This window comes from Bacillus sp. ISL-78, assembly GCF_018613455.1.
Taxonomy (GTDB): Bacteria; Bacillota; Bacilli; order Bacillales; family DSM-1321; genus Peribacillus; species Peribacillus frigoritolerans.
Genome location: NZ_JAGGQC010000010.1, coordinates 11,977 through 32,354, shown reverse-complemented (window position 1 = coordinate 32,354; position 20,378 = coordinate 11,977). Strand labels below are relative to the sequence as shown.

The following is a 20,378-nucleotide window of genomic DNA, read 5'->3' as shown; positions in this document are numbered from 1 at the left end:
GTGTTACTGCACATGAAAAACTGCCAGGGAATGAAGGGTCCCTGGCAGTTTTTTTATTTGTATGGGCCATTTTCTTATCGGTTATCCAGCAGACGCTTGGCATATAGGGCAAGTTTTAAAGTGAACAGATCATCATTGCTTAGTTCCATTCCTAGTAGTTTTTTTATGCTTTTAATTCGAAAATGGATAGTGTTTCGGTGTACGCCCATTATTCTGGCCGTTTCAGCAGGTCGAAGATTGCATTGCAAATAGGCCTCCAAGGTTTTGATCAGATCAGACTGGGTTTCATCGTCATGCTCCTTCAGCGGTGCTAAATTATCTGTAACAATATCCATGAGCACATTTTTTGGAGCATACTGCAAAATTTTAAATGTTATTAATTCTTTGTAGCTGTAAACTTCCTTTCCTGGGTTCGATCGTTTTCCCAAATCAATCGATTGTAAAGCTTCCTGTAGGCTATTGGCGAGGTTATTAATACCTGTATGATAGTTACCGACTCCCAGCGTAAGTTCCATTGGCAGGTGTTTAGATAAAGTAGAGATAATTTGTTGGCTTATCTGGGTGACTTGTGAATAAAAGCGGGTGTTCCCTAAGGGGATGGTATCCAGATAAATGATAACTAGACTGCCCTTGATATTCCTTATGAGCTTATCGATTTTATATTGCTCGGTTAATGTTTCAATTGTCTTGATAAGCTGTTTATAAGTAATGGAATCATTCCTCTGATTCCATTGCAACGTTAAAGGTAAAACCGTACATATGAAGCCCCCAGTAATTTGTTGGAAGCTGGATTTGTCTTCCGTCATACTTAAAATCCCGTAACTTTCGGCACCAACTTGGGAAATATCATCCTTGCTATAACTTTGCTCTTTTTGTTCATTCTGTCTCGTAACTATTTCACGAAGCAGGGGAGACATGATATCTGATAGCGAAAACTCAGGGGGGATTTTGAGAATAGGCAAATTGGCCATATTGGCAATGCTGATGGTAGTTTGCGGAATTTCATCCAGTTTGATGAACAATCCTGAACAATTCATTTTTGCCAATTCGATTACGAATTGGTCTAATTGTTGCGGATTATCTTGAAATAAGTATCCGGTTGTTAGAATCAATTCATTTGGCTTCAACCAGGAAAGCACATCAGGAGCATCAAAGCTATTGATGGATTCTATTTCTCTATTAAGTCCCTGCATGCCAGCTGCCACTTGGCATTGTTTGATTTGTGGTAATTTTAATGCATCAGTCATCGTTAAATGCATGATAGGTCCCCTTCGCTGTGCCTTTTTTCTCTAATTTAACTAATTTTTTGAATATTGGCAAATAAAACTAAGCCATTAGGATAGCCTGTTCTTTAAAAGGTGAGTGCGGTAAGCACAAAGGGGTTGGAAAAATATTAGCTTTTTCAGCTAATGACCTATAAATGAACGCACGTATATAATTCAATTAAGTTAAGAATGTTTAGAATTATAAAAATAGTCGGAAGAAGGGAGGGCCCGTATTGATATCTGACCTTAATAGCATTAATGAGTTGAACAAGGTGGAATTCATCGAAAAGTTAGGTTGGGTATATGAACATTCTCCATGGATAGCAGAGCGTTCATGGGAGTACAAGCCATTCATTTCCTTAGAGGACCTAAAACAGAAAATGGAAGTAGTTGTGCAGAATGCCTCATTATCGGAACAGCTCCAATTAATCAAGTCTCACCCGGACCTAGCAGCCCGGATTGATATGGCTGAAGCATCAGTTAAAGAACAATCCGCAGCCGGTTTGAATTCGCTTTCTCCGGATGAATATGAAGAATTTCATGCGTTAAATAATCAGTATAAAGAAAAGTTTGGATTTCCGTTCATATTTGCTGTCCGTGGCAGCGATAAAACGGTGATCAAGGCAGAGATGAAAAGAAGGATTGGTCTGGATCAGGCAAATGAACGTAAGGAAGCGATCAAGCAAATCCACTTAATTGCCAGCCACAGGTTATCTGATTTTATAAAGCAGGAGGAGGAATAATATGACAGTTCAAAATGAAAACAGAACGATGTTTTACGGTAAAGGGGATGTATTTGTATACAGGACTTTTGTGCAGCCGCTTACAGGTTTGCGGAAAATACCGGAATCAAGTTTCACAGAAAGAGATAATACTATTTTCGGATTCAATTGCCAGATTTCTCTGAAAGGGGAAGCTTTTTTATCTTCTTTTACGGAAGGGGATAATAGCTTGGTGGTTGCAACGGATTCCATGAAAAATATCATTCATCGCCAGGCGGCCAATTATCAAGGAAATACGGCGGAAGGATTTTTAAAGTTCATATGTGAAGTTTTCCTTGATAAGTATAGCCACATAGATGCAGTGGAACTGACTGCAACTGAAGTTCCCTTCGATCATGTACTCGTTCCAAAAGGGGAAGGACATGAAAATAGTGATGTTGTCTATCGATGTTCCAGAAATGAAAGGGCTACCACTACAATCGAAGTCAAAAGGACACCTACCGGAAGCAAAATCGTTAAGCATTCAAGTGGAATAGTTGATGTCCATTTAATCAAGGTTAAAGGAAGCTCTTTTTATGGATTTATTCAAGATGAATACACCACACTGCCAGAAGCTCAGGATCGTCCACTATTTATCTACTTGGATTTCGATTGGGAATATAGCCGCTGGGAGGATGGCACTGGTGCGGATCCAGAAAAATATGTAGCAGCGGAACAAATTTGTGATATTGCAAACACAGTATTCCATGAACTGAATAACCGTTCGATTCAGCAGCTCATTTATCATATTGGAATTAGGATTCTGGAACGTTTCCCTCAGCTGGCGAATGTTCAATTTAAAACCAATAATCGTACCTGGGAAACCGTTGTGGAAACCATTCCGAATTCAGAAGGAAGTGTTTATCAGGAACCACGTCCTCCGTACGGCTTCCAAGGCTTTGTCGTTACACAAGAAGACGTTAAACAAAAAAAGGCAGCTGATTCAACTGTAGGGGCTTCCCGATAATGGACGGTAAGCTGACCACACATGTATTGGACCTGTCTAAAGGTCTGCCGGCAAAAGGGATGAGGATAGAACTTTGGGCCATAGCAGAACAGGGAGACCATTCTTTCATTAAAGAGGTCTGTACAAACAAAGATGGAAGAGTGGATGATCCGCTTCTTCAAGGGGATGATCTCAAACCAGGTGAGTATGAGCTTGTCTTTTATGTTGGGGAATATTTCAATGATGGAGCGAATGATCCAAATATAAGGCCATTTTTAAATAAGGTCCCACTTCGTTTTGGAATAAGAAGTAATGAAGAACATTATCATGTTCCTCTGCTAGTTGCTCCGGGTGGATATAGCACCTACCGAGGAAGCTAGTAAATCAGTAAGAGAGTTGGAGGGTTCAATTTGGCACATGAGCGTACTGGTGCAGTGACTTTAGGCGGGAATCCAGTGACCTTGATTGGTCCTGAACTAAGAGTAGGGGATAAGGCCCCTGACTTCGAACTATTAACAAATGACCGCCGTAAAGCACATTTAACAGACTATAAAAATAAGACATGCATCATCACGACTGTTCCTTCGCTTGATACCGGTGTATGTGATTTACAAACAAGGCTCTTAAATGAAGAAGCAAGCAAAATGGGTGATGATGTAGCGGTATTGGCTATCAGCGCAGACCTTCCCTTTGCTCAAGCAAGATGGTGTAAAGAAAGTAATGTGGAGGCTATAACCATTCTCTCCGATCACTTTGATTTGTCTTTTGGCACAGCATATGGAACGTATATGAAAGAACAACGATTGGAATGCAGGGCAGTATTTGTAATAAATCAAGAAGGAACCATTAAGTATGTGGAATATGTACCGGAAGTCACGGATCACGCAGATTATGAATCCGCATTGCAGGTAGCGAAGGAAGTGATAAATAAAGCTGGTGCAGCTACATAAACATTTTCCCTCACCAAGGATAGTAAAAGTACACTCTATTTTCTGCAAGACCGTCCGATTTACAAAAAGCTGGACGGTCTTGTCTTTTGTTGATACTGAATTAAATTAGTAGTTTTCCAGTGACTTATCCAGATCTCTTTCTAATGTCAAAATATAAATGCTAAAATTAAACATAAATACCTTTTATTTGAACCGCAGTCATGCTATAATGAAAGCCCAATAGCTTTATATAATATGGAAGCGCTTCCTTATCCGAGGGAGTGCCTTTTTTATGTTTTAACTTACTAATTAACATAACAATGCTAGAAACATTGGAAATAGAAATAAGTATCCGGGTAAACTCCTGAAATCCGTCATCTCTGCTCCAATTTCTTGATGATACAACAAACAGCCCCTGCAATGATATTTTCTACATCAGCAAATGGCAAAATCTATCGAGGGTACTATTTCCTTTTTAAAACAACTCTTCTGGTCATATCCATTCCCACGTAAGAATGATCAGTTAAAAAGCCCTTGCCTTCTTTTATTTCTTGTTGAAGGTGAGAGCCTTTCCTTGTTCCCATATTAATTTATCAATGTAATCATTTTTAGTACGTGTATCATGATACTCTACAAAAATCCCTTCAACAAAATCTGAAGGGATTTTCATGTTCATATAACCTAGATTATTAGAAGTTGAGGATTTTAAACTAATATCCTCATCAACAGATGAATATAATAATCGTGAATTTTAACATGTGGAAAATTTTTTTTTGAAAGGGGATACTTCATGAGTTCGGAAAAAAGAAGAAGATTATGTCAGGAATATGCAAGAATTTTAGGCGGAGACGGAATGATTACTCCAGAAGGAGTATGCTTGGTGCAAAAGTTTCGTAATATTAGATTTACAATACTTGATCGCAGAACGCAATCTCCACTAGTCAATCCGCAATTTTTTACGTTTGAGAATATTGATAGTAGGGGGAATGCGTTAAATTTAGGGGAAACAGTTCTTTTACAAGAAGAAGTTAACCCATTATTAACTGAACTTAGAAAAAGGGACCTTTTAGTTACTTCTATTCATAATCACTGGTTATTTGAAGAACCTCGGGCAATGTATATGCACTTTGAATCGATTGAACCACCACTGGATTTTGCTAAAAAAGTTAGAGATGCATTTAGAGTATTAAAAGTGTAGTCAGACTATAAGAGGCAAGCCTTACATCAGTGAGATTATCAATCCCACTGATGTTTTCTTTTTTGTATATCATGTCTTTTATTTTTCCTTGGAGCAGGCCGCATGGCATCTTGTGTAGTTTCTAAGTTACCGGATTAGGGATATCAAAAGTACATATTATAACATCATGACTATCATGCCTGAGCCTTTTTAGCTTAATTCGAAGAATTTCCAAATTTTCAAAGGTATTGAATTTATTATGTCCTGAAATAATAAGAAAAAATGCAGGAGAGGCCAAATGAAAAACAATAAATTATATCAAGTAATTATCGCTATTTTTATATTTGTCTTAATGGTCGATCAGTCGGTCTATGCAATGGAATGGGAAGATGAAGAAGGACCTATAAGTTTTAAAATTGAGATGTTACCTTGGGAGATTGTAAATAACATTATTCCTGATAAAACAAATTTCACCATAATCGATATTGAAACTGGTTTATCATTTAAGGTACAACGAAGGGCAGGCAGCCATCATGCCGATGTACAGCCATTAACCAAAGAAGATACTCAAATCATGAAGAAAATTTATAATAATAAATGGAGTTGGAATAGAAGAGCCATTATTGTATTAATCAATAATCAAATGATTGCTGCATCCATGCACGGAATGCCACATGGTGCTGGTGCTCTCCCAAATGGTTTTTCAGGTCATTTTTGTGTTCATTTCTCTGGAAGTATTACGCATCGTTTGAAAAACGAAGATCTTTCTCATAAATTAATGGTATTGAAAGCGGCTGGTAAGCTTGATGATTATATACAAACGGTAAATCCTTATGAACTTATACGTATTTTTACGATTGCCATTAATCAAGGAAATCAGGAATTATTAGCAATGACCTTATCTAATCCGAGTCAAGCCAACGATGTCACTAAACTTGTTAACGATATTACATACTTTGGAGTGGTTGCCCCTTTAAGACAACCGCCTGAACAGCTAAATGGTCTATTTCTCGTGGATGTACCCGTTCAAGTAGCTATTTATAAGAAGAAAGAAGGCAAAGAAATAAAGGTTATGCATTTTATGATCCGTAAGGAGAGTTTGCCTGACCGTTGGTTTATTGATCAAGATGCAATTTATGAAGACTTGAGGTGAAAATTGTGAATGTTCAAGGAAACCAACCCAGGAGGTGCAGTCAATGAGATTAACATGGATTGCCGGACTTTTGTTATTCGTTCAACCAGTGAATATTTCAGAAAGCTTAATGGTAACCCACCAAGGACAAACGATTGCCAGTGTCAACCATGCTGATATTACGATGCCCTACCTGGATGTTCCTATGTTGGACGTGGATAAATACAATCAATTTGTAGAAAAAATAGACCGGCAAGTTTACCAAAAACCTGTAAATGCCACAATTGACAAACAAGGTAATATTTTACCTGGGCGGGTAGGTTACAAGCTATATCATCAAGCCTTTATAGAACAATTTCATTCCTTTTTGTACAATAGTAGATCATACAAACTAGAAGCACCTTTGCTTGCTATTCATCCAAAGGTTGACAGCGAAATACTTGCGGAAATTCGTGAAAAAAAGATCGGTGAATATAGAACCTATTTTAATGTGAACAATAAAAATCGTTCAAATAATATCATACTTGCTGCAGAAGCCATTAATAATTATGTCGTATTTCCAGGAGAGGTCTTTTCTTTTAACCAAGTTGTTGGCAAGAGGTCGGTGGAAAAAGGATATTTACTCGCTCGGGTTATCGTTAAAGGGGAGTTTTCTGAAGGGATTGGCGGAGGAATTTGCCAGGTTTCATCCACCTTGTTTAATGCTATCGACAATGCAGGGTTGCAAACGGTTCAACGCTATTCCCATACAAGGAGCGTTCCTTATGTTCCATCTGGCCGCGATGCTACAGTAAGCTGGTATGGGCCTGATTTTAGTTTTAAAAACAAGTACAATCAACCGATCCTGATCCGGGCTACAATCCAAGGAGGAATGGTGAGTATCATGGTTTACTCTTCAGATATGATTAATTATAAAATACGAAAGATTCCCGATGCTTCAAAGCAGATATCCAAAGAACAAATTATTCGTTCGTAAAAGTACACGTTACGAATGAAGGCACCTTTGGCAAATTTGGTGTATATATAGAAGAAACTCGTAAAAACGGCCTTTGCTCACTAGAGCAAGGGCTTGTTTAGAGATGGGGGAGGAAACAGCTTTTTCTTTTTCGGAACAGATTACTTGAACAAGCCAATCCATGTCCATGCTACAATCATTACAAGCATAGCCATTAATATAAGTTGATGTTTGGGAGAACACTATGGGAAAAATAAAAATAGCTTTACTGCACCTATTGCCTATCGCTGGTGATGTGGAGCATAATCAAAAACTAATTGAACAAGCCATTCATATTGCATCAAATAAAAATGCCGAATGGATTATAACACCCGAACTATGTGTCAGCGGACTTCAATTCAATCATAAGGTTGGGACTGGGTGGATTAACAAGCAACCTGATGATTGGATGAATAATTTGGGCAGTAAACTAAAGAATTTGAAAAGCACTGTATTTTTGGGCTGCCCTGAAAAAGGCAGTGACGGAGAGTTGTATAATTCTGTGTTTGTCATTGATAAAAAAGGTCATTTAATAGGTAAACAGAGAAAAATCAGTGTTATTGATGATTGGTCAACTTCAGGGGAAGTATTGGAGCCAATAAAAACAGACAATGTTGAGGTTGGTATTATGATTTGTGCAGACGCATATAACAAAGATATTGCTTGCACCTTATCTGAAAAAGGAGCAGAAATATTACTTGCACCGTCTTCTTGGGGTCCCGGATTACATGGTCCGGAGGGAGAATGGGAACAAAGGTCACTAGAAACAGGGCTGCCCGTAATAGTCTGTAATCGTACTGGCGAAGACGAAACGGTCCGTTTTTGGGATGCAGAAAGCATGATCATAAAAAATGGTGCACCCCTCCTGACTCATAAATCAAAACAATCAGCCATACTTACCTTTGAATGGGATTTACAAAGCATGGAATTACTATCCCCTCATTTCGACATCGATTACATATAATGAGAACTACATCAGCTCTTGTTGACAAAGGATGCACCAGCTGAAGAAACGGAGCTGTCATTAGGGCAGCTTTTTCTTACGATACATGAGGAGATGACAAATGGATGGTGGTACATTGCCACACGGTAACTCCATCAAAAAAAGCCTATCTCTTGTGAGGGTTCTTGATTTGTAAGAGGGAGATAAAACTAAACAAATGAAAATCCACTTTCAATAATCCTTGAAAAAAATCAAATTATTCACTTTTAGTTTGCAGGCCGAATTCCTCCGTTGAAAAATGCGGCCTTTTCAATAAATAATTGCAAGCAAATAACAACAATTCTAATCGGGTTTAATACCCTCGGTTCCGATCTACCATTCCACTTAATGGTTGTTCACTTGAAAATCGCTTTAAATTTTCTATGAAAAAGTTGCTCACTTCGTTAATCGTACTTGGCCCTGACAGGTGGGAAGTGACAAACACATTGGGCATGGACCAGAAGGCATGTTCTTTTGGCAACGGTTCTGTCTCAAATACATCGAGGACTGCTCCCTGAAGATGTCCTTCCCGCATGACAGATAGTAAATCCCTTTCATCTATCAATGCTCCACGGCCAACGTTGATAAGGTAAGCGTTGGGTTTCATCGCTAAAAGAAGTTCCTGGTTAATGATATGGTAAGTGGAATCCGTTAAAGGAAGGGTCAGGACCAAATAATCCAGATCTTTTACAAATTCACCCCATTGATCTGGAGTAAAGTGGAGATCCACGAGTGCTGCTTGTTTTCCACTAAAGCTTAACCCATGCACATTCATATCAAATGCCCGGGCTTTACGTACAAGTTCAGCGCCAATCGATCCAAGTCCAGCCACCCCGATTGTTTTCCCCTTTAGAGTTTCAGAAATAAAAGGATCCCATCTCCGCTCCAATTGTGATTGTCTCATCCGAGGACCGTCTTTCACTATGTCCAAGAGAAACGAAAATACATATTCAGAGATGTAAGCACCAAATTGGTCAATAATTCGAGTTAAGGTAATGTTTTGAGGTATCGATTTGTCTGCAATCAAATCATTGACTCCGGCTCCCATTGATTGAAACCAGCTAACGGATGAGGCAATTGGTTTACATAGTAATTGTGTCGGGAATTTCCATCCCAAAATAACTTCAGTGCCTGGTAAATATTTTTCTGCTTCCTCCAAAGTTTTCGCTGTCTTTACTGATATAAACCCACTATTGCGGATATGGTCAGCATAAGCATCGACCTCTGACTGAATAGGACTGAATACAAGAATGTTTGGTTTGTGTGTACCCCCCATTGGCTCTCTCCTTATTTATTCTTTATTTATAGTATAAATTCTTTCTCCTGAGTCGTACATGGATAAAAAAGCAGTGCATTTCTTTCAGTATGCACTGCTTTTTAAAATTTCTCCAGAATCATTAGTTTTATTTATTTAACAAAATGGCTTCTGCGTCACTAGGATGCAGAGCGATTTGCAGTTCTCTTTTTTCTTCTTCGTTTAAAGGGACCATTGGTAAGCGGACACCTCCAACATGTAACCCCCGCATATTTAATGCTGATTTTACTGGTCCCGGGCTTGGTGCAGCAAATAGTGCTTTCATGATTGGAAGAAGTGTACGATGTGCAGCGGCAGCGCCAAGGACATCACCATTTTTAAAGCTATTGATCATTTCTTGCATTTCATTACCAATTATGTGTGAAGAAACCGAAACAACGCCTGTTCCACCGATGGCTAAAACCGGTAATGTCAACCCATCATCGCCGCTGTACAAAGTAAAATCACTAGTTGTTTTGCTTATGATTTGTGCCATGGCATCCAAGTCACCGCTTGCTTCTTTTACTGCCACGATATTGTTGATTTTTGAGAGGCTGACAATCGTCTCCACTGACATGTTTACAACACTTCGCCCTGGAATATTATAAAGCATTACCGGTAATGAGGTTGAATGGGCAATAGCGCTAAAGTGCTGAAATAATCCTTCTTGAGAAGGTTTGTTATAGTAGGGGGTGACGAGCATGATTCCGTCGACTCCTGCTGCCTCCGCTTGCCTTGTCAAGCTGATGGAAGCCCTCGTGTTATTTGAGCCGGTTCCTGCTATGACTGGAACTCTTCCATCAACAACTTCAACAACAAATTTGAATAATTCCACTTTCTCTTCTTGAGTTAATGTAGGGGACTCTCCAGTTGTACCAGCTATTACTAATCCATCGGAACCATTAGCAATCAAATAATTTACTAGAGTTCTTGTAGCATTAAAATCAACCTCATCATTATGATTGAACGGGGTAACCATTGCGGTTAAAACTTGGCCAAAATTCATAACTTCACACCCTTTAGTATAATTTTTAAAAATATTCAGAGGTGGTTAGGGCCATTCAGGAGTAAACGCAAAAAAGCAACAACGAGGATTCGCTGCTGCAGTAGAAACAATATTTACCAAAAAAATGTTTCCGCGCATAAGATAGCCCTCCATATAGTTTCCTATATGACAGTCCTGTATTTATTCAATAGCAGAACCAGCTTCAAGAACATGAGATTCTTTCCGCTTCGGCAAATTCCCCTTTCCACAATAGTCATAGGATCTCATTCTCCTCAAAATGTGTACTGATGGTCTTTGCTCCTCTATCCTCACTTCAAAAAATTTCGAAGTAAGAAAATATTTAATTGATTGTAATATAACAGGGAATCCATTCTGTTGCAAGGACAATTTGTTTTATATGTAACCTTTTCTTGTGGACTGGCTTTGGTATCAAGGAAAATCCTAGAGGAATCCTTTTATTCAAGGAATCCGAATGAGCTATAAAGTGGGGATCCATAGGCCTGATTCCTGAAAGGTTTTGCCATTGAGGCTCCGCGGTTGCGAACTTGGTGACAAAGGCTTAATTGAGTTTGATACTGCTGGTCGTTAAATGGGTAGCAGGTGGGCGGGACTCCTGCGGGGAAAGTGTGTCCAGGGGAGAGACCCCGCAGGCGCACACACCCGGACAGCCCGGGAAAGCGAGTGCCTGGAGGCAACATTCAAAGTATACAAACCAAAAAAACTGTAGACAATTAATTATTCAATTAATTGCCTTTTTTATTCTGCTTGGAATGGAGAAGAGTATGAAGGAGTCATTCAGAACTTCCTGACCCCCCGTCTCCCTTAGGGGAGCTTTTAATTTTTTTCCCAATCCTTTATAAAGTCTTAGGCATTAAACATTGGTTGTGTTGTAACAGGGCAAATCGTTTTAACGGAACAAATAGATGAAAGGCTAATCGTGAAATTACCCAGTGCTCTGTCAGTAACTATCACTTGTCCGGTAACAGGATCAAAACTTCGTAACTCTACAAATATAGGTTTAAAAGGTTCAGCGGTTGTAGTGAATCCAATGATTGAACCTATGGTAGAATTCCTTAAAAACTCACTTATTTGTTGTCGGGTCTGACATGCTTGTCCGAATGACGGTAATATTCTTTGTTTATGCCCCTTGTGCTTTGCTTTATCACAGCAGGATGACTTATCGCAGCAGGATGACTTATCACAGCAGGATGATTTATCATGGCTGGATGAATTATGACCGCAGAATGGATTATGACGGCATAATATATCATTACTTAAATTCATAAATATCACTCCTTTTTCTACTATATATATGAGATAAAACAAAACATGCTTGTACAAATTTACTAAATTCCCTGCCTTTATCGTATCCGTCCTTGAATATTTCTACGTAATGTTTCGTGAATCGTAACTGTCTATAAGGCAGTTACAAACAGGAATTGTTTTATGTGTTATAGAAAGTCATATTAGGGAGGGATCCATGGATGTCAAACTTTGATAATGAAGAAATGCTAACAGGAGGGAATGTTTCCGATGTTTATCGTTCAGGAGCTACTGTGCGACGGGAATTAAAGCCTGATAGTCCCAAGATTCATAAGCTATTAAAGCATTTGGAGAATAAAGGTTTCAATTATGCACCAAAGTTTTTAGGTATTGATGATAATAGAAGAGAAATATTATCATTTATTGAAGGAGAAGCTGGTAATTATCCTTTAAAGGAATACATGTGGTCAGATGATGTCTTAATGGAAATAGCGAAGATACTCCGTCTTTATCATGATTCTATCAGTGATTTTTCATTTGATGACAGCTGGCAACCGATAGATAACACCCCAAAACAACCTGAGGTGCTGTGCCATAATGATTTTGCGATGTACAACATTATTTTTAATCATAAAAAACCAATGGGTATTATTGATTTTGATGTTGCTGGACCTGGTCCAAGACTTTGGGACATAGCTTACACTCTTTATACTTGCGTCCCCTTAAGCAGATTTCATCTTTCTGAAACAGGTGAGAAAGTTTATTACCATTCATTACAGCATGGTAGCCGTATAAAACAAAGAGTCAGATTGTTTTTTGAATCTTACGGTGGGGAAATAGAAACAAATTATTTGGAAATGGTATTGCTGCGGTTAGAAGGGTTATGTAAAACAATTACAAGAAAAGCCAGTGAAGGGGACATTGCTTTTCAAAAGATGATAGAGGAAGGGCATCTTGAACATTATCAAAGCGATATTAACTTCATTCGGGAACATGGAAAGGATTGGGTGTAAGGTGGTTTTTTTGAATTTACGGATGATTTACTTCAAGAATGGTTTTAATCACAAGAAAAGAATCCATTTCAATCAAACTTTTTTCAAAATGGATTCTTTTTATTTACGCTAATATGGGGTTCTGGAGAGAATTTTGATTAGTCTTGATTCTAGATCTTAATTAGTTCTATTTTTTTTATAAATGGACTTACTGATCATTTATCAGTTCCTATATATTCAACTATTAGGGGATATTTTTCACGTGATAATTATCCTCATGATTCATCGTATCTTTCAAAACTTCATGTCTTTGTCCTTTCCTGGGTTCTTTAGAAAAGAGAGTATGAGCTACAGAACCATATTCTCATATTTTCTTCATCAGTATAATATCTTTTTTGTGATACACACTTAAAACCAGACCAAACAAGAAGGCGTTGATCATTGCTGATAAAGCACCATAACTCATAAATGGCAGGGATATGCTTATTATTGGTAATAAGCCGAGAGACATTCCGATACTGACAGTTACCTGTGCAGTGAATATAGCAAAAATGCCGGAAACAAGCATTTTCCCAAATGGGTCTTTCACTGTTTGGAATATATGGGAAATTCGCCAGATTATCCATAAAAACAGCATACCAATGAGCAATGCCCCGGCCCAGCCAAGCGTATAGGTAATGGTTACAAAGATAAAATCCGTCATCATTTCATTAGAAAAATCAATCTCCCTGTGGGAACTTAAATGGCCAATCCAACCAGCATCCGCAATTAGCTTTTCTAGTTTCAAATACATATACCCCGATGTCTCAACGAATCTTTCAGGCGTAACGAACGCATAAAGCCTTTCAAATTGATAGGCCCTTATATCTTTCAAGGATATAAGCAGAAGTGAAACACATGCACTAAGCAGGACGGCTGCAGTGATAATGATTTTCCTTTTATTTAGTCCGCTCTTCCAGACCATGACAGCGACCATCAATGAATAAAGCGCCACCGCCTGCAAGTTGACTGTAACCATAAACAAAAAGGCAGAACAAATGTATAAAATGGCAGCCAAATAAACATTCATCTTTTTTGATTGCAGCATTCCGGCCCAGGCTAGGAGAAAAAGTGGCAGAACCACAATAGAATCGACCGATAAAAGACCCATAATATTAATTCGAGGACTGCCATGCACGAATATATTGGAAAATTGGAACTTAACAAGAATTAGACATCCTATCGAAAAGAAACCCCAGCCCCATCTTTGAAGTTTGCGATAGTCGAAAAAAAGAAGGACACAGGCCAAAATGAAACTTCCTGTGACAGAATATACCTGTTTCAGTACGGAAAAGGAATTACCATTCTTAAATAAGAACCAAAACAAAAACAGACCAGTAGCTGACATGAATAGAAACACGCTTATTAGCTTCCAATCAATCTTCGGCCTGTGCAGCTTGTCCATCCTCAGCCCGATATCAGAGGGGCTACCCATACCCCGGACAGCCAGTTCCTCTGCTTCATCTTCTGTATACCCTTTTTTGACCAGTTCAGTTTTAGCTTGATGCAAATGGGCTTTTAATTCAGCTTCTATATATTTTTTTGCTTCTTTTGATCGAATATATGATGAAACCTCATCTAAAAAATGATTGCTTCTCAATCGGTTCCTCCTCCTTCAAACGCTGTCCGCCAACGAGCAGATTCGGAACCTCTTTTAGACTCCTTTTTCTTTAGCCACTTTTTCGCACGTTCATCCAAGGAATAGAGCTTTCTTTCTTCCGTTTCCCAAAAAGACTGGATCCAGCCTTCCTTCTCAAGCTCATGCAAGACAGCATATAAGGAGCCTTCGTTATTTTCAAATTTCCGGATGCCTTTCTGGTAAAGAGATTCGTTAATCTGATAACCACTTTTCTCCTCATCCAATGATCTGAAAATACCCATCAAAATGTCTTCCCTACTCACATCCTGCTTTTCTATAGCAGTATGGATGGAGTGTCTATGGTTTTCCGTGAATTTTAAATCACGAAATGTATGCTTTTTCATAGCCGATTTCAAGCGCGCTAATTTATCTTCCATCGGTGGATTCCTCCCAATAGGTTTTTAACCTTCTTTTCGCCTGGCGCATCCTGGTCTTAACCGTTCCAAGTTTGACTCCGGTAATTTCAGAAATTTCCTTGAGCTTCATTTCCTGAAAATAATGGAGATAAATAAGCTCGCGATACTGGATGGGCAGCTCCATAACTGCAACAGCAAGCTGCCTGTCTTCATCCTGCTGAATGACCTCTTCTTCCACATTATAGGAAGAAGTCCATTCCTGCTCTTCTTCCGCAGTTGAAACTTTTCGGAAGTACCAGCTTTTCCTATAATCCTTACAATGGTTAATAGCAATTCTCCAAAGCCACGTCCTTATATTTGATTGTTGGTTATACGTGGGCAGAGCCTTAAAGCATTTGATGAAAATCTCCTGTGTCAGGTCCTCTGCAACAACTGCATCTTTTACATAGGAATAGACCAATTGCAGAATATCCTGTCCATAAAGGGACATCATTTCATCAAGTAAGGATTCGTCATCTTTCATTTGAGACCATTTCAACACAAACTCCTCCAAAACAGTTCACACTTCCTTCCCTAGATATATAGACGATAGTACTTATATGAAGGTTTTCTTTTTTTTAAAATTATCCCTTTTTTACTATAGAGTACAAATGAATATCTTGAAAACATTTTAAGAATCAGAACAGGAATAGTAGAATATATCCTTGCCTGACACAGCCAATCAGAAAAGTTAAACCGTTTATAAACATGATAAACCGAAATCACTACTTTCTTGAATGGGAGAGAAGGGATTATTTGTAAGTGAGTCGAAGTTAATAACATTGAGGAGAAAGAAAAATTATAAAGAAAGTGGGAGATCCATTGGATACAAAAGAGGTATTGAAGCGATTCGAACAGGTAGTTGCATACTATATTGAAGAGTTAAGTAAATATTCGCTGGATGAGTTTACGAGAAAGCCTTCTGAGGATGAATGGTCATTAGGACAAATGTACAATCATTTAATAAAGAGTACCCTTAGTCTCCATTTGAAAGCCATTGAGCAATGTGTTAATGGCACTACTTCCGATGGCGGTGAAAAAACAGAAATAGGCGAATCGATTTTCAAAGAAGGGACGTTTCCTCCAATCAGGTTAAAAAGTCCGGATACACCGGATTTCACACCGCCAAATCCTACAGGAAAAGAAGAAGTAAAGGAAGGACTGCTTCAAATCGTTGAGAAAATGCAAGAGATAGAAAGAAAGCTCTCTGACATTCCGGCCAGCCAGAAAGTTCAGCACCGGAGAATGGGATATTTAAATGCAAAGGAATATTTTCAGCTAATCGAAATGCACTTCCGTCACCACTTCCGGCAAAAAGAACGTATCGATCAGTTTCTTTTAAAAGTAAGTAAGTAAACTTTATTGTTGAAGCATTTATTGACCGGTTTTAAATTGTTTATTCAACAAACAGGTGCGTAATTCATTACCAGGAGCTGATCAACAGCTCCTTTTTCTTATGGGGATACCCTATAGTTCTCACATGTCACTGCAAAATTCTATATACTAAAATTAATTAAACTAGAATACACGAAGAAACTTTAAATAGAAGTGTTATACGAGGAGGATCATATCATGCTTATTACGGAGCGGCATCAATTAATTTTAAAGCTGTTAAAAGAAAAGGGTAATGTTAAGATTCATGAGCTAGTAGAATTAACAAATACTTCAGAATCTACTTTGCGTCGTGATCTAGATCAATTAGAAAAACAGAACTACTTAAAACGTGTACATGGTGGAGCTTCACTTTTACATAGTAAACGAGACGAACCAAGTGTGTTTGAGAAAATAACGCAGAACCTTGAGGAAAAAGCTAAGATAGCAAAATATGCGGCAGAACTAATTTTGGACGGCGACTGTGTTTATCTTGATGCTGGAACAACAACGTATCAGATGATCAAACATTTAAGACAAAAAGATATCGTTGTCATTACAAACGGAATTGATCATTTAGATGCATTACTTGAAAATGAAATTTGTACATATTTTATTGGTGGATTTGTTAAAAGAATTACCAAAGCAACAGTTGGACGTTATGCATACGAAAGTATAAAAAAATACAGATTTGATAAGTGTTTCATGGGTGCGAACGCTATTCATTATAATTTTGGATTGACTACCCCAGATCCAGAAGAGGCGCAAATAAAAGAAAGAGCCATTTTTTTGTCACGTGAGGCCTTTGTATTGGCAGATCATACAAAATTTGGAGAAGTTTCATTTTCCAAGTTTGCAGATTTATACCAGACAAAAGTTATTACGAATGAAGAAGGTACAATTACGTTAGGAAAATATAAGGAGAAAACGGAGATAATTATTGTGAGGGACTAAAAACTAAATTTGCTATCGTTGAAGGAAAGCTGGTATTCAAACTGTCTGATTCAGACAGTTTGAATACCAGCTTTTTGAAAATTCTGAAATTGTTTTATTGAGAATTTTCCCCTTTGTTTTATCAATATAATAAAGAATGCTTGATTTATTGTAATATGGCAATTAACAATGAAGGAAAATCTGCTCCATGTATTAAACATTCCATTTGAAACGTTTAATATTTTATGTTATCAATATATTTTTTGTAATAATTGGAACTGTTGACAATTACAAACAGCTTTAATATAATCAAAATCAATCAAAAACAACCAAAATCAATCAATTATAATTCTTATGTGTGAAGGGTGATCATATTGTTTTACAAGGAATGAAAGCGTTATCAATAAATAGTCGATGTGAAAAAACTATCAAAATCAACCATACTTCCATTATTTCAACCAAAAGTATTCATTTAAATTTAAGGAGGTGATCTAGTTTAAGAGATTGAGAGCGGTAACAATTTCTCGTTCTGTAGCTAATTATTTTCATCTTCAAAAACTAGGGGGACTAACTAATATGGTGAAATATGTAAAAGCAATAGGAATGCTAGTTTTGGCGTTTGTAATTGCCACGATGACGGCATGTAGCGGGGCTAGTGAATCATCAAATGGATCAACAGACGGTAACGAAGGACAAAAAGGTAACAAACAATTAACGATCGGTGTAGCGGTGGGTAGTTTAGCAAACCCTTTCTTCGTCTCCATGGCTAAAGGTGCTGAAGAAGCAGGAAAAGAATTAGGTGCTGAAGTTCTAGTTGAAAGCGCTGAATATGATTTAGCCAAACAAGCAGCTCAAATTGAAAACTTCATTACGAAAAAGGTAGATATCATTCTTTTAAATGCTGTTGATACAAAAGGAATTGCGGCAGCTGTTCAACAGGCCAAAGCGGCTGATATTCCAGTAGTTGCTGTAGATACCAATGCTGAAGGTGGTGTCGATGCCACTGTTACTTCAGACAACTATCAAGCTGGTAAACTGGCCGGAGAATATGTGATTGAAAAATTGGATGGAAAAGGAAAAATAGTTATTATTGATGGACCTCCTGTTTCGGCTGTATCTGATCGCATTCAAGGATTTGAAGATGCAATAAAGGATTCCGAAATTAAAGTTATCGCGAAGCAAAATGGAGAAGGGAATCGCGAAAAGGCATTAACGGTGATGGAAAGTATTTTACAAGCTAATTCATCAGGCTCTATTGACGCTGTATTTGCGATTAATGATCCAGAAGCAATTGGTGTTGAAATTGCTCAAGAGCAAGCGAATCGTAAAGATGAATTTTTCATTGTCGGAGTGGACGGTGCTCCTGAAGCCACAGAAGCAATGGCAAAGGAAGGAAGTACAATTGCCGCAACTTCAGCTCAGTCACCTAGTAACATGATCAAAAAAGCTGTTGAAATCGGAATGAAAGTGAAAACTGGCGAAGAAGTTGAGGAGCTTATTAAAGTTCCAGTTGAGATTGTGACTCAAGATACATTAGATTCTTACCAAGGTTGGTAAGAATCTTACAATAAATAGGCTGATAAGGATTCCTCCTTTAATCAGCCTATTCAAATCAATAAAAGGGGTGAGATAAAGATATGGCTATGAATCAAATGTCCCTTAAAGGCCAACAAAGTCTAAAAAAGCCATTGTTGAATATGGAAGGGATTAGTAAGACGTTCTCGAGTGTAACCGTATTGAACAATGTGAGAATTGAACTTTATCCAGGTGAAGTACATGCATTAATGGGAGAGAATGGCGCTGGAAAGTCAACTTTCATGAAAATCCTCGCAGGCATCCATACACCTGATGACAATGGTGGGAAAATCTGCTTGAAAGGTCAACCAATTTTATGGAAGGACCCTACTGATGCAAGGAACAAAGGAATTAGTGTTATTCATCAGGAGTTAAACCTTTCTCCTAATTTAACAATAAGTGAAAATATCTTAATGGGCTCCACCTTTCCTAGAAATGGTTTAGGAATGGTGAAATGGGATAAGGTCCATGAACGTGCCCAAGAGGTGTTAGATTCAATGGGGTCGAATCTAAATCCACGCCAATTGGTTTCCACCTTAAGTGTTGCTCAACAACAAATGGTCGAGATCGCCCGAGCATTATCCTTTAATGCAGAGGTACTCATAATGGATGAACCAACCGCCTCTTTAACAGATAAAGAAATAAAAAAGCTGTTTGAAATTATTGATGGTTTGAAAAAGCAGGGAGTTGCTATTGTATATATATCTCATAGAATGGAAGAAATCTTTAAAATTTCTAATAGGTTCACTGTATTACGTGACGGCGAATGGATTGCAAGTGGGCCGATTGAAGAGACAAATCCTGATCATCTCGTAAAGCTGATGGTAGGAAGGGATTTAAAGGACTTGTTTAATCGGTCAAAAGCTTTTGTCACAAAAAGTCCAAAGGAAGTTGCACCTGTACTTGAATTGAAAAATGTTTCCGATAACACAATTGTAAAGAATGTATCTTTAAAAATTTACCCAGGTGAAATTGTTGGCTTAGCGGGGCTTGTTGGAGCTGGCAGAACAGAACTGGTTAGGGCCATTTTCGGTTTGTCCGAGTTGAAAAGTGGCGAAATATTGGTTGATGGTCAATCTGTTAGAATCAAATCCTCAATAGATGCTATTGCTAATAGGATTGCACATGTACCTGAAAGCAGGAAAGAACAAGGGTTATTTTTATCAATGTCCGTAAAAGAGAACATCATAATGGCTGAATTGAAAAAACATGCTAAAGCAGGAATTGTTAGTTGGAAGCAAGCAAATGAAAGCGCTAACCAATATATTGAAGACTTAAATATAAAAATAGCTTCCCCAGAACAGAAAGTATCAAACTTAAGTGGTGGGAATCAACAAAAGGTGGTGATCGCTAGGTGGCTATCAATTGCACCAAAGGTATTACTACTTGATGAGCCAACACGAGGGGTCGATATAGGTGCCAAGACTGAAATCCACAAGATTGTTTCAAAGCTTGCAGATGAAGGATTGGCCGTTTTAATGATATCATCTGAACTTCCTGAAGTATTGGGGGTAAGTGATCGAATACTTGTCATGAGTGAAGGAAGGTTAACAGGCGAGCTTTCGAAGGAAGAAGCTACACAGGAAACAATTATGCGTTTAGCTACCAAAGGGGGGAGAGAGAAATGAGAGGGAATACGCAAACTATTACGCATTCACAACGCCTAAATATAGGAAATGTCCTTT

20 protein-coding genes and 1 riboswitch are annotated in these 20,378 nt (G+C 38.2%); of the genes, 13 read left to right on the top strand and 7 right to left on the bottom strand.

The features are described from left to right. Positions 1–74: 74 nt before the first annotated feature. Positions 75–1,259 (bottom strand): PucR family transcriptional regulator, encoded by a 1,185-nt coding sequence (locus J7I96_RS12600; protein WP_214925676.1) that lies wholly within the window; start codon positions 1,257–1,259, stop codon positions 75–77. Positions 1,260–1,498: 239 nt separating this feature from the next. Between J7I96_RS12600 and uraD the strand changes: the two genes are divergently transcribed. The 8 genes from uraD (at position 1,499) to J7I96_RS12560 (ending at position 8,168) form a co-directional block, all read left to right on the top strand. Beyond that, positions 1,499–2,008 (top strand): 2-oxo-4-hydroxy-4-carboxy-5-ureidoimidazoline decarboxylase, encoded by a 510-nt coding sequence (gene uraD, locus J7I96_RS12595; RefSeq protein ID WP_214925673.1) that lies wholly within the window; start codon positions 1,499–1,501, stop codon positions 2,006–2,008. A 1-nt stretch (position 2,009) separates the two neighbouring features. Then, on the top strand, positions 2,010–2,993 hold the full coding sequence (gene pucL, locus J7I96_RS12590) for a factor-independent urate hydroxylase (protein ID WP_214774868.1): 984 nt from the start codon (positions 2,010–2,012) through the stop codon (positions 2,991–2,993). After that, complete coding sequence (uraH, locus tag J7I96_RS12585) at positions 2,993–3,352, top strand: hydroxyisourate hydrolase (protein WP_214774866.1); 360 nt, start codon at positions 2,993–2,995, stop codon at positions 3,350–3,352. The genes pucL and uraH overlap by 1 nt, the downstream gene beginning before the upstream one ends. Positions 3,353–3,382: 30 nt before the next feature. Continuing rightward, positions 3,383–3,922: a thiol peroxidase gene (gene tpx / locus J7I96_RS12580; protein WP_214774864.1), complete on the top strand. Its 540-nt coding sequence runs from the start codon at positions 3,383–3,385 to the stop codon at positions 3,920–3,922. A 769-nt stretch (positions 3,923–4,691) separates the two neighbouring features. Continuing rightward, the gene (locus J7I96_RS12575) at positions 4,692–5,099 is read left to right on the top strand and encodes a DUF1259 domain-containing protein (protein WP_214774862.1); all 408 of its coding nucleotides are present in this window, start codon (positions 4,692–4,694) and stop codon (positions 5,097–5,099) included. A gap of 277 nt (positions 5,100–5,376) precedes the next feature. Further along, positions 5,377–6,231: a hypothetical protein gene (locus tag J7I96_RS12570; protein WP_214925670.1), complete on the top strand. Its 855-nt coding sequence runs from the start codon at positions 5,377–5,379 to the stop codon at positions 6,229–6,231. Between the two features lie 43 nt (positions 6,232–6,274). After that, positions 6,275–7,186, top strand: a complete 912-nt coding sequence (locus J7I96_RS12565) for a VanW family protein (protein ID WP_214925667.1) — start codon at positions 6,275–6,277, stop codon at positions 7,184–7,186. Positions 7,187–7,409: 223 nt separating this feature from the next. Further along, positions 7,410–8,168, top strand: a complete 759-nt coding sequence (locus tag J7I96_RS12560) for a carbon-nitrogen hydrolase family protein (RefSeq protein WP_214925664.1) — start codon at positions 7,410–7,412, stop codon at positions 8,166–8,168. A 331-nt stretch (positions 8,169–8,499) separates the two neighbouring features. Here J7I96_RS12560 and J7I96_RS12555 read toward each other — a convergent pair whose 3' ends face one another. The 3 genes from J7I96_RS12555 to J7I96_RS12545 form a co-directional block, all read right to left on the bottom strand. Beyond that, entirely contained in the window at positions 8,500–9,462 is a 963-nt protein-coding gene (locus tag J7I96_RS12555; RefSeq protein ID WP_214925662.1) for a D-2-hydroxyacid dehydrogenase, read from the bottom strand. A 127-nt stretch (positions 9,463–9,589) separates the two neighbouring features. Further along, positions 9,590–10,486 carry a 4-hydroxy-tetrahydrodipicolinate synthase gene (gene dapA, locus J7I96_RS12550; RefSeq protein WP_214774854.1) on the bottom strand — a complete coding sequence of 299 codons (897 nt, stop codon included), beginning with the start codon at positions 10,484–10,486 and terminating at the stop codon, positions 9,590–9,592. A gap of 134 nt (positions 10,487–10,620) precedes the next feature. Beyond that, positions 10,621–10,799, bottom strand: a riboswitch (Lysine riboswitch). A gap of 551 nt (positions 10,800–11,350) precedes the next feature. Next, positions 11,351–11,770, bottom strand: coding sequence for a hypothetical protein (locus J7I96_RS12545; RefSeq protein ID WP_214774852.1), 420 nt, complete (start codon positions 11,768–11,770; stop codon positions 11,351–11,353). A 200-nt stretch (positions 11,771–11,970) separates the two neighbouring features. On the opposite strand from J7I96_RS12545, the gene J7I96_RS12540 reads away from it, so the two are divergent. Continuing rightward, positions 11,971–12,762, top strand: coding sequence for a phosphotransferase (locus J7I96_RS12540; RefSeq protein ID WP_214925661.1), 792 nt, complete (start codon positions 11,971–11,973; stop codon positions 12,760–12,762). A gap of 343 nt (positions 12,763–13,105) precedes the next feature. On the opposite strand, the gene J7I96_RS12535 is transcribed toward J7I96_RS12540, so the two are convergent. The 3 genes from J7I96_RS12535 to J7I96_RS12525 are packed head-to-tail and all read right to left on the bottom strand — an operon-like array spanning position 13,106 to position 15,328. Then, complete coding sequence (locus tag J7I96_RS12535) at positions 13,106–14,380, bottom strand: FtsW/RodA/SpoVE family cell cycle protein (protein WP_214774847.1); 1,275 nt, start codon at positions 14,378–14,380, stop codon at positions 13,106–13,108. Further along, positions 14,377–14,796 (bottom strand): PadR family transcriptional regulator, encoded by a 420-nt coding sequence (locus J7I96_RS12530; RefSeq protein ID WP_214774844.1) that lies wholly within the window; start codon positions 14,794–14,796, stop codon positions 14,377–14,379. Before J7I96_RS12530 ends, J7I96_RS12535 begins: the two co-directional genes overlap by 4 nt. After that, positions 14,786–15,328, bottom strand: coding sequence for a sigma-70 family RNA polymerase sigma factor (locus J7I96_RS12525; protein ID WP_214774842.1), 543 nt, complete (start codon positions 15,326–15,328; stop codon positions 14,786–14,788). The genes J7I96_RS12530 and J7I96_RS12525 overlap by 11 nt, the downstream gene beginning before the upstream one ends. A gap of 308 nt (positions 15,329–15,636) precedes the next feature. Between J7I96_RS12525 and J7I96_RS12520 the strand changes: the two genes are divergently transcribed. From J7I96_RS12520 to J7I96_RS12505, 4 genes are all read left to right on the top strand, one after another. Continuing rightward, positions 15,637–16,170: a DinB family protein gene (locus tag J7I96_RS12520; RefSeq protein ID WP_214925659.1), complete on the top strand. Its 534-nt coding sequence runs from the start codon at positions 15,637–15,639 to the stop codon at positions 16,168–16,170. Between the two features lie 216 nt (positions 16,171–16,386). Next, positions 16,387–17,139, top strand: coding sequence for a DeoR/GlpR family DNA-binding transcription regulator (locus tag J7I96_RS12515; protein ID WP_214774838.1), 753 nt, complete (start codon positions 16,387–16,389; stop codon positions 17,137–17,139). A gap of 555 nt (positions 17,140–17,694) precedes the next feature. Next, entirely contained in the window at positions 17,695–18,675 is a 981-nt protein-coding gene (locus tag J7I96_RS12510) for a substrate-binding domain-containing protein (RefSeq protein ID WP_251029159.1), read from the top strand. Positions 18,676–18,755: 80 nt separating this feature from the next. After that, positions 18,756–20,321: a sugar ABC transporter ATP-binding protein gene (locus tag J7I96_RS12505; protein ID WP_251025486.1), complete on the top strand. Its 1,566-nt coding sequence runs from the start codon at positions 18,756–18,758 to the stop codon at positions 20,319–20,321. Positions 20,322–20,378 lie beyond the last annotated feature (57 nt).

What these genes read in the sequence shown, in the direction of transcription:
- J7I96_RS12600 (WP_214925676.1), bottom strand. Translation starts at nt 1,259, where the DNA reads ATGCATTTAACGATGACTGATGCATTAAAATTACCACAAATCAAACAA.
- pucL (WP_214774868.1), top strand. Translation starts at nt 2,010, where the DNA reads ATGACAGTTCAAAATGAAAACAGAACGATGTTTTACGGTAAAGGGGAT.
- uraH (WP_214774866.1), top strand. Translation starts at nt 2,993, where the DNA reads ATGGACGGTAAGCTGACCACACATGTATTGGACCTGTCTAAAGGTCTG.
- J7I96_RS12575 (WP_214774862.1), top strand. Translation starts at nt 4,692, where the DNA reads ATGAGTTCGGAAAAAAGAAGAAGATTATGTCAGGAATATGCAAGAATT.
- J7I96_RS12570 (WP_214925670.1), top strand. Translation starts at nt 5,377, where the DNA reads ATGAAAAACAATAAATTATATCAAGTAATTATCGCTATTTTTATATTT.
- J7I96_RS12565 (WP_214925667.1), top strand. Translation starts at nt 6,275, where the DNA reads ATGAGATTAACATGGATTGCCGGACTTTTGTTATTCGTTCAACCAGTG.
- J7I96_RS12560 (WP_214925664.1), top strand. Translation starts at nt 7,410, where the DNA reads ATGGGAAAAATAAAAATAGCTTTACTGCACCTATTGCCTATCGCTGGT.
- J7I96_RS12555 (WP_214925662.1), bottom strand. Translation starts at nt 9,462, where the DNA reads ATGGGGGGTACACACAAACCAAACATTCTTGTATTCAGTCCTATTCAG.
- dapA (WP_214774854.1), bottom strand. Translation starts at nt 10,486, where the DNA reads ATGAATTTTGGCCAAGTTTTAACCGCAATGGTTACCCCGTTCAATCAT.
- J7I96_RS12545 (WP_214774852.1), bottom strand. Translation starts at nt 11,770, where the DNA reads ATGAATTTAAGTAATGATATATTATGCCGTCATAATCCATTCTGCGGT.
- J7I96_RS12540 (WP_214925661.1), top strand. Translation starts at nt 11,971, where the DNA reads ATGTCAAACTTTGATAATGAAGAAATGCTAACAGGAGGGAATGTTTCC.
- J7I96_RS12530 (WP_214774844.1), bottom strand. Translation starts at nt 14,796, where the DNA reads ATGGAAGATAAATTAGCGCGCTTGAAATCGGCTATGAAAAAGCATACA.
- J7I96_RS12515 (WP_214774838.1), top strand. Translation starts at nt 16,387, where the DNA reads ATGCTTATTACGGAGCGGCATCAATTAATTTTAAAGCTGTTAAAAGAA.
- J7I96_RS12510 (WP_251029159.1), top strand. Translation starts at nt 17,695, where the DNA reads ATGGTGAAATATGTAAAAGCAATAGGAATGCTAGTTTTGGCGTTTGTA.
- J7I96_RS12505 (WP_251025486.1), top strand. Translation starts at nt 18,756, where the DNA reads ATGGCTATGAATCAAATGTCCCTTAAAGGCCAACAAAGTCTAAAAAAG.